9 protein-coding genes and 1 riboswitch are annotated in these 14,282 nt (G+C 39.8%); of the genes, 2 read left to right on the forward strand and 7 right to left on the reverse strand.

The genetic code is table 11. From position 1 onward, the window contains the following. The first annotated feature begins 61 nt into the window (after positions 1-61). A riboswitch (FMN riboswitch) is annotated at positions 62-177 on the forward strand. Positions 178-293: 116 nt separating this feature from the next. Both KFE17_03510 and KFE17_03515 read left to right on the forward strand, forming a co-directional pair. Beyond that, positions 294-938 (forward strand): ECF transporter S component, encoded by a 645-nt coding sequence (locus KFE17_03510; protein ID QUO32833.1) that lies wholly within the window; start codon positions 294-296, stop codon positions 936-938. A gap of 10 nt (positions 939-948) precedes the next feature. Next, positions 949-1,638: a winged helix-turn-helix domain-containing protein gene (locus KFE17_03515; protein QUO32834.1), complete on the forward strand. Its 690-nt coding sequence runs from the start codon at positions 949-951 to the stop codon at positions 1,636-1,638. Positions 1,639-1,889: 251 nt separating this feature from the next. Here the strand turns inward: KFE17_03515 and srtB are convergent, their stop codons facing one another. From srtB to KFE17_03550, 7 genes are all read right to left on the reverse strand, one after another. Further along, the gene (gene srtB / locus KFE17_03520; protein QUO32835.1) at positions 1,890-2,597 is read right to left on the reverse strand and encodes a class B sortase; all 708 of its coding nucleotides are present in this window, start codon (positions 2,595-2,597) and stop codon (positions 1,890-1,892) included. A 92-nt stretch (positions 2,598-2,689) separates the two neighbouring features. Continuing rightward, on the reverse strand, positions 2,690-7,786 hold the full coding sequence (locus tag KFE17_03525; GenBank protein ID QUO32836.1) for a hypothetical protein: 5,097 nt from the start codon (positions 7,784-7,786) through the stop codon (positions 2,690-2,692). Positions 7,787-7,976: 190 nt separating this feature from the next. Continuing rightward, entirely contained in the window at positions 7,977-9,668 is a 1,692-nt protein-coding gene (locus tag KFE17_03530) for an AAA family ATPase (GenBank protein ID QUO32837.1), read from the reverse strand. A gap of 71 nt (positions 9,669-9,739) precedes the next feature. Then, entirely contained in the window at positions 9,740-10,951 is a 1,212-nt protein-coding gene (locus KFE17_03535) for a hypothetical protein (protein ID QUO32838.1), read from the reverse strand. A gap of 55 nt (positions 10,952-11,006) precedes the next feature. Then, positions 11,007-12,143, reverse strand: coding sequence for an ERF family protein (locus tag KFE17_03540; protein ID QUO32839.1), 1,137 nt, complete (start codon positions 12,141-12,143; stop codon positions 11,007-11,009). Positions 12,144-12,170: 27 nt separating this feature from the next. Continuing rightward, positions 12,171-13,157 (reverse strand): hypothetical protein, encoded by a 987-nt coding sequence (locus tag KFE17_03545; protein QUO32840.1) that lies wholly within the window; start codon positions 13,155-13,157, stop codon positions 12,171-12,173. Continuing rightward, on the reverse strand, positions 13,157-14,269 hold the full coding sequence (locus tag KFE17_03550) for a hypothetical protein (GenBank protein ID QUO32841.1): 1,113 nt from the start codon (positions 14,267-14,269) through the stop codon (positions 13,157-13,159). Before KFE17_03550 ends, KFE17_03545 begins: the two co-directional genes overlap by 1 nt. Positions 14,270-14,282: the final 13 nt, after the last annotated feature.

Here is a 14,282-nt window from a genome sequence, read left to right on the forward strand (position 1 = left end):
CCTCCACTCCATTGTTCTCCAAAGTAGGAAATGTTATAATTTGAAATGAACAACAGAATAAAAGTGTCTTCGGGGCAGGGTGAAATTCCCGATTGGCGGTAAAGTCCGCGAGCGTAAAACGCACGATTTGGTGCAATTCCAAAACCAACAGTATAGTCTGGATGAAAGAAGATATGGTTAGGTTTCCACAGATCATGGGAGGTACTTCTCATTTTGTGGTCTAATTATGATATTAGCACCTGAAAGACATTTTCTTTTGGGTGTTAATTTTTTTACCATGGAGGTACTCAATCATGAACACTAAAACAAAAAAAATCACAACTATCGGTATGTTATGTGCTATTACTTATGTTGTAATGGTTATAGGCAGGATACCTGTTATTTTATTTTTCAAGTATGATCCATCTGATGTTGTCGTGACTTTAGGAGGTTTTATTTGGGGACCAATGACTTCCTGCATTGTATCTGTTATTGTGGCAACGATCGAAATGTTAACAGTAAGTGATACCGGAATATTGGGTTGTATCATGAATATAATACAAACACTATCTTTTTCGTGTACGGCATCTGTTATTTATAAAAAAAAGCACACTTTATCTGGTGCAATAATTGGACTGGCATCTGGGTGGCTGATAACAGTTATTATTATGCTACTGTGGAATTATTTAGTGACACCGCTTTATATGGGATATCCTAGAGAAGCTGTTGCAGAATTATTGTTTCCTGCCATTCTTCCCTTCAACTTATTAAAAGGCGGATTAAATGCATCCATTACATTTTTACTGTATAAGCCCATAGTTACTGCATTGAGAAAAAGCAGCTATATTTCTACTGTAGAGAAAGAAGCAAAGCAGAAACATGCTGGACTGTTTATAGTGGCAGGTTTTATTTTTACAACTTGTATTTTGATTATTTTATCAATGAAAGGAATTATATGAGAGGATTAAAATGAAAGAAAATTTGAAACCTATGTATATACTAACAGGAACTGTTGTGCATGGCCGGGGTATTGGAAAGCATGTTGGAACACCTACCGCAAACTTAGAGATAAGAAATAATACAATCTTTCCAGAATCAGGCGTATATGCTGCAAATGTTCTCATAGATAGACAAAGATATTATGGTATTACTCACGTCGGAATGCGACCTACACTTGATAACGATAATACTATTTCAATCGAAACACATATTTTGGATTTTGATAGGGATATATATAGATGTACGATAACTGTCAACCTATATAAAAAGTTAAGAGAAGTAAAAAAATTTAATGAATTATCCTTATTACTTGAACAAATAAGAAGTGACCGATTATCGGTACAAGAATTCTGGGGGTTAAAGCAAATAAATCATACCCTATGCATGGATCTTAAAAGTCATTGCGTAATGATAGATCAACAGGAAGTGTATTTATCAACAAACGAATTTGAAGTCCTTTATATGTTGTACTCGTCTCCTCAAACCACATTTACCAAAAAAGAGATTTATGAAAAGATATGGAATGAACCTACAAATAACCATTTACACGCAGTAGAAAACACAATTTTTCAAATACGTAAAAGACTAAAACCATATTGCAAGGGACAAGAGTATATAAAAACAGTAATTGGATATGGTTACAAGTTTAATTCCAAGTAACACGAAGCTGACCAGTCAACGGTAAGCAAAGCATGTCCACCGTTGACTGGCTCTTGGGCTTTACTGGTGAATCAAGGAACGACAGTAAAAAAGTGATGCCCCCTTTCTGCAGACCTGCCCTGATACTGCAACAGGCGTAAGAAAGAAAATTCTATTATGAAAATGAAAAGTATTTGCTCTTATTTTGGATTATAACACTTGAACATTGAAAGATATTCTCTCTAAACATAGCCTTATCTAAAAGGTTATTCCTATTTTATATTCGTTAAATGCTGTATCTTTGTTACTTTGCATCTTAAAATTAGTCTGGTATCTGAAGAAGAACTACAGGTAGACAATATGACTTCCTCCGGCCAGTCGCAAGACACATCGTCTTCCAAAGCATATATATCATCCCGCATGGACACTTTTTCACACGCTGTTATCTCCAAATGCAAGGTTTTTTCAGGTAAATACAGATATGCAGAACTAGAGTTCTTCCGGAACACAGAATCTTGATACTGCTTCAGATTACTGAACATGCTGCCGTCTTTCATATTATGACCGTATAAGATCACGCGCCGATCTGTAAAATCATCATGGTTTCTATAATCCAGAAAGATACTTCCTGCCTTATTGTTTTCTTTTTGAAAAGTGTGATACAGGTAATACTCGTTATCTTCTCCCTGTGCCACAGGATAATCCACCCCTATCCCCGGAATCTGTATCCAGGCAACTAGATCCTCATTGATTTTACGAAGTCCTTCAAAATCAATTTCCTTCCCTGTTTCCTTTTCCGGTTCATCTCCTGTCATTTTTTCCGGCTGACATACAGGAACTTCTTTTATGTACGCCTTCAGTTCTTCATATTCTTTCTGTCCAACATAATATTCTTTCCCTATATCTATCAGTTTCGCAGCTGCAATTCCAAAGACTGCAATACAAAGCAGTAAAATCATCTTTTCTCCTCTATGACGCATCTCTTTTCCTCCAATAAAAAAAGAGATTGCCACTCACAATTTTAAAGTGACAATCTCCATCGTTACATGTTACATTTTTTCAGCATTATCGTTTATCTTCTCCTTCTGCGGATACGGATTACTATAACCACAATGCCAAGTATCGCTGCTGCCATAATAATCACCGGAATCCATATCTTTGTATGATCACCGGTTTTTGGCGCATCCGGCGGAGGTGTTCCAGGCTTTCTGGTATTTTCAATTTCTTTTGTCACCTCAATGATTTTTGTCTCATCATCCTGATAATCGAATACCACTTCCACCTCCTCTGTGTTTGCTTCATAGCCTTCTAACGGTTTCGTTTCCACAAGAACATATACAATCGGTTCTACATATTTGCCCTCTTCATAAACTGCAATCGGCAGTTCTTCACTCTTTGCAGTTCCATCCTCGCCGGTCACCAGTGTTCCAACTACTTCCCCAGTAGCTTTATTGCGAAGTTCAAATTCTACACCTGCAAGCGGAGCCTTATTTTCCGCATCTGTCTTCTGAACCAGGAGCTGACCGGATGGACGTTCATCTTTCATCTCTACTTTCTGGATTTCTCCCGTTTCTTCTACAACAAAAGGAACATCTGATACAACAAGATATCCTTCCGGGGCTGCCTCTTCATGCAGGATGTATTCGCCCGGTTCTAACGCATACACTTTATGCGGTTCTTTTGTGGAAACCCATTCTTCCACTATGTCCCCGTCCTTATTAAGGATTTGAAGTTTTGCCCCTTCTACTTCCTTTTCATCTGTGATGTCAGTTTTTGTGATTTCTACTACTGTCGGCTGATTTTCAATCTCTTTTGTAAGCGTGATAACCTCCAGTTCTGGGTTCTGATAGGTTGCATCAAAGGACCATGTATCTTCTGTTTTCAGATATCCCGGTGCTGCCTCCAGTTCTTTTACCAGATATTTTCCATGTGGGAGTTCAACGTCAAAGCGGATGCTTCCGTCTTCTGCGGACTCTGTTTTTGCAATCAGAGTACCAGATTCTATAAGTACATTATCTGCAAGATCAACAATATCTTCCTCCGCATACAATCCAAATACTGCTCCCTGTACAGGCTCTTTTGTTTCTTTGGACAATTTCGTAAGAACAAGCTCTATCTTCTGGCGCTTATTTTCAAGTTCCATAGAAACATAATCTACCGCTACTTCCTGTCCCTGATACTTAATTTCAAATTCTTTCGCTTTAGGATCCAAAACAAAATGATGATTTCCAACATCCGTTTCCTTCAGATAATAGGAACCAACCGGCAGATTGTGAAGTGATACAGTTCCCTCTTTTCCGGTCACAAGTTTTGCAACAAGTCCATCTTTTTCATACAACACTTTGCGGTTACCTGCTTCATCTTTCTGCCCATCTGGTGTATAAATCGTTTCTTTTGCATAAACTTCAAAGGTTATACCTTCTGCTCCCTTCTTCTCATATTGGAACATATAGCCGCTGTCTTCTTCTATGACTTCCTCTTTGCCGAAAAATTCACTGATAGAATTTATTGTGCCTGCGATGCCATTTTTCATTTTTGTAAGAAGGGAATCTTCCACATTCTTAGCACCCACAAGATCTTCCCCTGTTTTCTTGATTGTCAGACTGCCTACCGCTTCATCGTTTTGCTGTCGAACTACGACAATATATTTTCCGGTTTCTTCCTCTACTTCATAAGCTGTTTCGGAATTCACAGTGATTGTAATGAAATCGCGCTTTGCATCTTCATAAGCGCCTGTCTGTGACAACTGGTTTAATGGAATATCGCCCTCTCCGTCTTTCAACGCCATTTCATACCCTGGCTGTACATATAAATCAGGAGCTTTTACTTCTTCTATGCGGTAAGTTCCCATCTTTAACTGCTCCGGTGTCATAAGATAACCTTCGTCATTCGTTTCAAATACATCCAGTTCTTTTTCTTCCGGATAGCGCACCTTCATTGTCACATATTCTTTCTTTTTCACATCATAGATTTTATATTGTGCGTGATTATTTAATACCGGAAGATGTGTCTGTGCATCTTCCTTGATAATCTTAAGGAAAAACTGGATTGGTCTATCATCAAAAACACGCCATGGCTGCGGTTCCCTGCTATCTTCGGTAATGGTTACAAGGAATGGATTGATGGTCTGGAGATTTTCTGGAGTTGTAGATTCAAAAACCACATATTTTCCATATGGAAGTTCTGGAGAACGTACAAATCCTTTCTTGTCTGTAAACAGTTCTTCCACCGAAACTTTCTTACCATTCTCGTAATAATGTGCCGTTTCATCTTCTGAATAATCATAGCCGATAAAATCCTCTGCTTTGAAAGCATTTCCTTCCGATGGTTTCAGACTTCCATCTTTTACACCTTTCAGATTCTGGATCAGAAATACTTTAAATCCAGCACCTTTCAAAAGCTCTGTTTCTGTCTGGTTTCCATCCTCTGAAATCTTGATCAGTTCAAATGCCTGTTTTTTTACCGTTTCTTTCACTGTCACATTCCGATGCACGATTGCAACATCCTGTCCTTCATAACCAACTTCCACTGGATAGGCCGTTTCATCCAAAAGATAGCCCTCTCCAGGTGAGATTTCTTTTACATAATAATTTCCCAGATACAGATTCGTAAAATCAACTTTTCCATCTTTGATCACGCCCTGCGCAACCAGATCATCTTTTTTATGGACGTCTTCTGACTTCCCATTCGGATGTTTGATATCCTCTGCTGCATAGAGTCCGTAAACTGCACCATCTAAGTCTGCATCTCCCTGGCTGATATATTCTTCCGCATCTTTATCAATCTTAAACACATGGATTTCCCCTCGAACCTCTTTATTGGAAAACGTATGCGAAAATTCATATGTATAAGTTTTATCATTCTCATACTCAAACAGGAAGTCATACCGGTCAGAACTCATATAATAAGATTCCGGAGCCTGAATCTCTTTCAAATAATAGCGGAAATTGATAGGAATATCTGAATGAAAAGCCGCAGCTCCCTCTTTATCAGAAGTGACCTTCTCAATCAGGGTATCCTTTTTTACCACTACTTTTCCTTCTGCATTGATAATGTCTTCACCTGCATACAGACCGAATACAGCACCCTCTAAAGTCACTTTGTCATTTTCCGATTTCTTTACTGCCTGGACCTTTACCTTTGGTCTGTCATTGATATAAGTTGTCTCCTCCTGTACCAATTCCACCGTCTGCCCGGCATAAGAAAGAGTCACATACTGTGTGCGGTCTGCCTCTGTCTTTCCGATAGTTAGGTCTGCCGGCGCCTTCTGCTCCACAATCTTATACTTTCCTAAATGCAGTTCTTTACTGGTAATGCTTCCGTCTGCTTTTGTTGTCAACTGATCTACCAATTCACCGGATTCATAAATAGGTGTCTTCTGATCCTGACTTACAATTTTTTCTGCTGCATAAATAGAATAACTTGCCTCTCCAAACGGAACCGACTGATATTCAAATTTAAGATTTCCTTCCTGTCCGGATACAGAAGAAAGAACCTCTCCGCTTTTTCGAATTGTGATTTTCCCCTTCTGTTCCTCATTTGAGATAGTCAGGCTCTGTGTTTTCCCTGACTGTAGCTTCACATTGAAAGCCTCCGTATTCAGCTTATATCCATTGGGAACGGATATTTCTTTGAGATATACCGTTTCCTGTGTTTTAGGAATTTCTACCTGCGTTTCTCCTTTTTCATTTGTTGCTGGCATTTCAGTAATCAGCTTGGTGCATTCTTTGTCACTGTAAATTCCAAAAACTGCACCTGCAAGATTTACATTTGTCACATTATCCTTTTTCATAACCTTGACTTTTGCATAATCCATCCATTTTACTTCAAAACTCACCGAATCGCTTTCTTCTTCAAAGAATGTGCCATATCCAATATCCTGAGTAGAACCGCCTGTAGAGACCACAAGAGTTTTCCATTGGGTTCCCATTTTTCCCGCTAAGGAACCGGAGTTCCATGTTCCGGTCACAGTCATCGGCGCACTGAAATAAAAATTTGTACCACCAGGAATTTTTACATTTCCGTTTTTCGTGCTGCCACCGCTATGATACGTTACATTTTCCGGCAGATTCAATGTAATATAATTCCGATGATCTCCCTGCAGCCGAAATTCTTCTGTCCGCTGCACTCCATTGCTTTCGTATGCTTTTGTCGAAGTTGGGGTAAGATCAATGGCTGCTTTAGGTGGCTCTTCCAACCCATTTAGATACTGAATGTAATCCCATAATCCTGAAGCCTTGACGCTTTCAAAAGTACACCCGTAAAATCCATCTGTACCGCAATACGCATAAGAAGCTGCAATATGTGTAAAGATATATTTCAATTTCCAGTCAAAACTCGGCATATAACTGCCAGTAATATCTCCAGGTCCTCCGTATCCATAATAAAGAACTTTCTGCAAAGCCAGATTACTTTCAAAGATATTTGCTACATAATCACTGGACGGCGGCGAAGATTTTGCAGACTCCAGACAATATGCCACATGCCCATTCACCGTAAAATAAGTGGTGGAATAGTTTCCTAAATTAGATGGATACGGAAGTCTTTCTCCTACGACCAGATTCACATTGACAGATCGGTTTTCTGTCATGGTTTCTGGTACTACCGATAAAAAAGAGGCATTCTCCGCAGATACATCCAGCTTTAAGTTCTCCACATTCTCCGGCACTTCCGGTGCTTCTGTCAGTACAGGTTCCGGGTCAGGGTCACTTTCCTCTGTATCCTCTTTTGAACTTTTCTGATTACGGTCTGCTCTTTTGTTCTCTGGTTCACGAGGTCTGACTACAATTTTTCGTGTCAGTTCATAACACGCTCCTTTTTCCGGTGTAACCAGATAAGTTGCAAGGTATGTACCAGGGCGGTCTGCAAAAAATCCCTGTCCATCTTCGCTGACAACATCCATGAATACAGCTTTTTCACCTTTTTTCAAGGCAAGCCCCGTAAAATCTTTTTCGATTTCAAATGATTCCCCCTGCTCAATCGTCAAAGTTTCGGCGGTGGTCTGTTTCTCATTCTCATCGCCTTTTTCCTCCTTTGTTACATTTGTCTCTGATTCTGCTATTCTGCCTTTTGATGCCGCAAATACGGCATTCTCAGACGGAATAAGTGCAGAACAGGATAAAAGAAAAGCCAGCGTTCCCGCCAGCCATCTGTGTTTTCTATGTTTCAATTGCAACGCTCCTTTCCTGTTGGTTTTTGAGTGTGATTGTGTCTTCTTATTTCCCCGAATCTTATGTAGGGCGTTCCCGTATGTGCATATGCTTCATCTCCTTTCCTCTGGCTCATAAATCAGGCCATAAAAAAACGGAACTGCACTCTTACAGTTCCGCTTTTTTATCACCTGATTGTTTTGGGACGTATCATGAATCTGCCAGTTTTACTTTGCATCGTTTCATATAACACGCAATCCCGTATTTTAAAATTTTATCCACTCCGTTCTCCCGGAGTTCTTCATCATATTTCTTTTCCTCTATCTGCTGTAGTGCCCGTTCACAAGCCTGATCAAGATTTCCGTCATTGGCATACTTAACTTCGATAAGAATAACCGTTTCACTGTTTTCAGTTTCAACGAGAATATCGCTGTATCCTTCGCCGCTTTCCTGATTGGACGATACGTACCATTCTTCCTTCACACCCAGGATTCCAAGCAGTATCCCATGATAAAAGTTCTCCTTACTTGCTTTTTTCACAAACGTATCCCGGATACTGATGGTCTTTTTCAGGTAGCTTTCAAAAATTTCTCCTACCTTCGTTTCCTCACCGTTTTTCAGGGCATCACAGAATCGGCTTAATGTATCGCCGTCCTTTGCAACGCTCTCTTTAAAGTATTCCATGATCTGTGTTTCAAAAATATCCCGGATTTCCAGATTCGGTATCGCAAGTTTATACCGTTTTGCATCAACTCTTCCACGCTGTGTCAAATATCCCGTCATAAACAACAGGCTCCAGACGTTCTCTACCGACTGATACATTTCCGGATAGACAAGCTCCTGATGAATCTCTTTTATAATTTCCTCACCGGCAAGCAGATTTTCAATCTCACGTTTGGTTGTAACATTGTCAGACATTTGAATAAATTTCTTAACAGCATCATTACTGCTGGTATTGATCCAATAATTTTCTGGAAAAGAATCTGCATGATCTTTTATTTTATCACAGTAGTTCAATACATCCCAGGGACAATACACTTCTGTACTGCCAAAACGATATCCATCATACCAGCTTTTGATTTCTTCATAATGATCTTCAATTTCATAATACTTCAGCATTTCTTTTACTTCCGTATCTGTAAAACCAAAATATTCATCATAACGTTCATCTGTAATCGATAATACTTTCAGATTATTCAGACCAGTAAAGATACTTTCTTTTGAAATACGCATACACCCGGTCATCACTGCAAATTTCAGACTGTTGTTTGTTTTTAAAACCTGTTCCAACAGATTTCGTATCAAAAATACCATCTGATCATAATATCCATTTTCAAATGCTTTTGCTAACGGAACGTCATACTCATCAATCAGAAGAATTACTTTTGAGTCGTAATGTTTCTCCAAAAGTTCCGACAAAGTTTTTAAACTCAAAAAAAGCGTGGCCTCATCCATATCTTTATCAAGGAGTGCCCGATAATCCTCTTTCTCATCATCATCTAATTTGTCGCTTGTTTTGAGGACTTTTGCTTTTTTTGCAGCACCTTTTATTGTTTCAACCGTTAATCGAAATGCGGTATCATATGATCCAGCGTTAATTCCTTTTAATGATACAAAAATAACAGGATACCTTCCCATATATTCTTCAGACAACTCTGTATCCTTTGATATCTTCAAACCTTCAAAAATACTTTTATCTCCTTCTATGGAAAAAAAGTGCTCCAGCATACTCATATTTAAAGTTTTTCCAAAGCGTCTTGGTCTGGTAAAGAGATTTACCATTCCACCATTACGGAGTAGTTCAGAAATCAATCCCGTTTTATCAACATAATAATAATTATCTTTTATAATCTGCTCAAAATTTTCCAATCCTACCGGAAGGCGTTTCTTTTCTTCACCCATGTTATTCACACTCCTTCTCTGTTGGTTATATTATAACAAAGATCCGCACAAAAGCCTATACCTAACTTTAGTCATAATTCCCGTAATTCCCAGTCATCAATGCCTTTGTAATTTTCCTGCCAGTAACCTTCGTCATCCGTATCCCAAACCGCACGCTTACAGATTAAATCCAGCTTTTCACAAATCTCATAGAGTTTCAGGCAGCCTTTCCGAATATGATTTCGTTTTTCCCTCTTTTTCGGACATTCTCCATTACTGCCTTTACATTTTTCACAAATTTCTTTGTAAGCATGGTCACAGTCTAACCGCATACATTTATCCATATCATTTGCTTCAATGACCACTTTTACTCCTTGTTCTTTTAATCGGTTCAGTGACAATTCCAGTTCCTTGTAATTGGATACGCCTGGATTTCCAAGATATGGCTGCCCGGTTCTCTGAGAAGCTGCTTCGGCTTTTAAAACACCCTCTGTCACATAAACTACAGGAGATTTCAAAGTACCGGAAAGGCTTACCGGACTTCCGGGGGAACAACCTTTTTCCATCTTAGCGCTGCTGAGCCATATATATTTCCGTTTCTGAAAAGGATTATCCAAACGAATCTGAAATGCAACAAGCAATCCTTCATCGGTCCACACCGGACAAAGATACCCTTGATTTTTTTCATAAAATGCAATTTCCCAATCTCCTTGATAATTCACGAAGAACCCCGGTACTCCTTCCAGTCTACATCCCCGTTTGATCAGTTTTCTCGCTATCGCAACAGATTCTTCAGGACTGGTGCTTTTATAACCCGCATTTTCCATATTTGCAATTTCCTGTTGGGTAAGTCCCCTCTTCAATAAATCCTGCTTATGTCGTGGCAGCAATCGCAACAAAGTTATAAGTTCCCGATACGTATGATCCCGCCTCTCATAATCTGCAGGTTTTGCCAGGGATTCTTTCTGCTTCTTTTTCTGACGATGGATTTCCAGTTTCTTTGCGATCTGTTCTCGTACACCAAAATGCAGTGTCCTTTGGATCTCATGGTATGCTTCTTTATAACGTTCTGTCCCATATAATCCAGTCAAATCCGCATATAACGTCAGCATATTTCCCGCCGCATCACAATGAAAACAATGATAGATATTCGCCATTTCGCCTTCTTTATATACGACAAAATTGCATTTTCCCCTTCTGTCTCCGCAAAACGGACAGACCACATTATACGAAGCCTCATCACCACCAGGAAGTCTCTCAATTCCTAAAATCGTTCCTACATCTGTAATTGTAAATGGTGTCATATTCTTTTCCCCAAAAGAACATGGTCCCTACAAAGGAACCATGTTCATGCAACTGTTATGCAGCCCTAAGCTCTTCCGATTCACTTTGATAATCCAGAAGTGTTTTTGCCGCTTTTACTAACTCTTTATTCGGACCCTTATACTTATTTACGATCCATTTCATGGTTTCTGTGCCTTTCACTCCGGATTCCAGAACCTGTTCCATCGTTTTTCCTTTGAACACGCCAAAGTCACACACGAATTTCTTCGCTGCTTCTACTTCCGAATCCGATACGTCATCTTCCAGTTCCTCCTGAAGTTCTTCCATAAAATCAGCATCTTCTTCAAATGGAACTTCTTCTGCATTTACCGGGATGAATCCATCCGTATTTTCTGCTTTTTCTACCGATGATGCTTCTTCTGATTCCGGTTTTTCTTCCATTTTCGGTTTGATCGTTTCATCTTTTCCATCAAAGCTCGGTTTATTTTCCGAATGCTTTTCTGCTTTTTCCTGTGGGCGTGATTCTGCATCTGATTTCATTTCCAACTGTTCGCAGTCTTTGACAATCGGTGCATTGCCTAACAGCGGTTTCAGTTTCTGACTTTTTTTAGAAGAAACAACTGACTTTTTTCCTTCTCCACTGGAAGTTTGCTTATCTTCTGCCCGCTTAGTACTCTTCTCTACTGCTTTTTCTTTTCCATGTACCTGCCTTGTCGGATTATTTTTCGTGTTGGAACTCTGCTTTCCATCATGCTCAGCATAATCCGGATCTTCCTGCTCACTTCCCACCTGACGGATACAGAATTTATTGCGGAAATAATATTTCAAGCCATAAGTCAATGCCGTTCCATGCGCCTTATCTGGGATCTCATTTGTTCCGGTGATATGGATCGTCACATGCCTGCATTCTTCCGGCCGGTCTGCATTTGTCCAGCAAAGTTCTACATCTGCCTCATATCTCCAGTAATCATCTTTATCCAGTACCAGATAGGTCTGATGCCCTGACTCATCATACTGTGTCGGGATTTCCCGCACAATATCGAAATTAACTCCATATTTATTTAATGCCGGTGTCATGGCTTCATAAATATCATCCAGCGTAGCAAAATCATAATCAGCCTCATCATTGTAAAATCTTTTTAAAAGAGTCGGCATTTTTCGTCTGATTCTTAACATTTTCTGTTCCAGATTCAAGTATTGATAATTTTTCATTGATTCGTTTCCTCCTATTTCTATTGTTTATGCCGCATTCCTGCTTGCGACGTTTTCATAAAGAACTATTCCACCATATGACACACTCTGTATGTCTTCAATCCGAAACTCAGCCGTTTTCCCAAACATTCGCTCCAATGTCGCTCTATCCTTTTGGGAACACCCTCGGATGGAATAATACCCTTTAGGGTTACAAAGCTCCTCTACCGACATATTCACTTGAATAACTTTCTTTTTACGGCAAAGAATTACCTGTACTGCCTTGTGACGGGTTTCATTCAGCGCTTGTATCAAATGTTTGATTTTATGAATCCGGTCATTTGGCGTGTCCAAGATTTCCCGGAATTCGTCCCGCACACAACCATACAAAATTCTCTGCTGTGAAATATACGGTATATTTCGCTTGATCCACTGCCTTGCAATCTTCTCTGCTGCCTGTTCTCCATATTCTAAAAACAATAAATATATAGCATCCGAAAAGGAAGTCTCCAGAGAAATTTGTGGTATGAAGTGAATGTCCGCAAGACTTCCATTCTGTAGGTAATAGCGCTCTGCGCGTTCTCTGATTTCACTGCGCCTTACCATTGGAAGCAGGCTCTTTGTATCACATCCAGATTGGTATAGAAAGTCCTGCCAGGATGCACTTAACATTTCTTCCGCTTTTTGACTGATACATCTTTCTGCGTCCTTCCTGATATCGGCTCTATTTGGAAACCCCATTTCTTCTGGCAGTCCGAGCATTACTGCCAATTTCTCATCCACATCATACAGACTGCTATTCTTTTTGGAAAACAACCCTGCAAAATTCAGGTCATTTCCAGGTATAAGGTTTTTTCCTGTTCTTTTTTGAAGATACAGGTAGAAAAAGTTTCCCTGCTCTACTTTTACTACAGTATAGTCCAGATTCTCCCATGTACTTTTTGTCTCAGTTTCCTCAAGCCATGCCCAAAAGCTCCCGGTACAAGAACCCGATACTACCCAGGTAGGCAGCATTTTTGATTTCTTCCTGTTCATTACGAAAGTTCCCCTGGCATATCACAGTCATGCCAGCGTACATTCATACATCGTGCAATTTTCTCTTCCATCTTTACGAGACTGGAAGGACTGCTCCCATTTTTTCTGGCAAAAAAGAGGGCTTCACAAAGCCCACAATAAATCTCGTATGCGCTGCATGGCTGTTCTCCAAAATTCACCTTAAACCGTTCCACAGTCTCAGCAATCAGTTTCTTTCCAAAACTCTGTTTCTTCATGACTTCTGACAGGGTATTTACCGGGTACCGGATACGGATATCACACAGTTTTCCGATATCTTTGAGTTTCTGTTTGTAATACTGGAAAATAGATTCCATATTTTCAGTAAATTCCTCCAATCCCTGTTTGTGACGATGCTTTGTGCGCAAGGCTTCTCCCAAAACAATGGTATAATCTCCATCTAAAATAGAATAAAAGATATTTGCTCCCGACGCCCCTACATCAGAACTCACAATACGGATAAACGTCTGAAGCTTTCCAAACGGCGTTTTCCCATGTTCTGCCATCAAATCTGCATAAGCTTTTGTCATCTTCTCGTCGATAATCTTCCATGTGATCTGCGCCATATTGTGATCTGCATAAGCGTAAGAGAATTCCGCATTGTGATCACCACTAATGTACGCTGATGCAATCATAAAAAGTTTCGGCATAGAAATAATTGCATAATCTGCCTCGTCACCAGAGAGTACTCCCCTTACCTTTCCTTCTGAAATGCGAAGAAGCGCCTCCCCTTTTGAAACCTGCAGACACTCATTGAGAATATCCGCCAGTACTGTTTTTTTTACATCCATAAGCGCCGTTCCCTTGATTCTTGCCCGGTCTTTCAGGGTGCTGACCGCCGTTTTTCCAAGCGGATACATCCCTTCCGGGAATTGTAGCAGCAATCCGGAATGTTTCTTGGTATCAGCTAACAGGTCTTTCATGTCAACATTCTCTATATCCGGCATCAGTACTTCATGTCCGGAAACAGTCAATACGCTTAAACTTCTTGACGGTACACGAATCCATTTGGCACGCTCATCAATTTCTTCCAGATACTCGTGGAAACTCAATTCATCTTCAAATTCCTTTCCGAATTCATCATAATAATACATACTGCTCCTTTCT

Origin of the sequence: Faecalicatena sp. Marseille-Q4148 (assembly GCA_018228665.1) — a bacterium.
Taxonomy (GTDB): Bacteria; Bacillota; Clostridia; order Lachnospirales; family Lachnospiraceae; genus UBA9414.